Origin of the sequence: Pseudonocardia nigra (assembly GCF_019396355.1) — a bacterium.
In the GTDB taxonomy this organism is placed as follows: domain Bacteria; phylum Actinomycetota; class Actinomycetes; order Mycobacteriales; family Pseudonocardiaceae; genus Pseudonocardia; species Pseudonocardia nigra.
Genome location: NZ_JAHKRK010000555.1, coordinates 1 through 714 on the forward strand (window position 1 = coordinate 1; position 714 = coordinate 714).

General features: G+C 64.8%; 1 protein-coding gene. It reads right to left on the minus strand.

Annotation, left to right across the window (positions count from 1 at the left end):
* Positions 1–130 precede the first annotated feature (130 nt).
* A complete protein-coding gene (locus KME75_RS44650) occupies positions 131–283 on the minus strand; it encodes a helix-turn-helix domain-containing protein (protein ID WP_308283544.1) in 153 nt (50 codons plus the stop codon).
* Between the last annotated feature and the right edge of the window lie 431 nt (positions 284–714).

A 714-nucleotide genomic window follows, 5' to 3' on the forward strand; every position in this document is an offset into this window, starting at 1 on the left:
CTTCGGCTTCAACACCTGAAAGATCACCAGGGGTCGCGCTCGCCCCTCACACCGGCCCCTCAAACGAGTCCACCACCAGGGGCAAAACGGACATCAGACCCAAACGGCAAGAACGCCGGGGCCCTGGCGCTCATGCGACGCCGTCGTCCTGGGCGGCGAACCAGTCGCGCACATCGTCAGGGTCGTATCGGACGTAGCGCCCGACGCGCCGCCCACGCGGGCCGTACCCGTTGTGCCTCCACTGGTACAGGGTCGTGACCGGCACCTTCAGGTACGCGGCCACGTCTGCCACACCCCAGAGGGGTTTCGGCTGGTCGTCCACGTCGGTCTCCGATCTGTGGGATCGCGATACCGGTGGACGTTGCTCGGTGACCTGGCCGTGCACGTGGTCATGCGCGGTCGCGCCCATGGCTCGAGCTGTGGTCGTGGTGAGCTTGCTCGGCTCGTCGTGAACCGACGTGTGGCTGTAGCGTGGCTGCACCGAGTCGCTGCTGTACGAGGCCGTTGTCATTCGACCGCTCGATGCAAGGCGAATATGGGCTGCCCGACGCGCTGTTGCCATTGCGAAGCGGTCAAACCGCAGACGTATTGAGGTGATCTCAGCAAGATCGTAGCGCGACGTGAGCGCGACACGCTCATATCGGACAATCTGCGCGGTGCTGGTGAGAGCGTGGGGTCCCCCGATAGGGAGTTCTCACCACAAGATCGACCCGC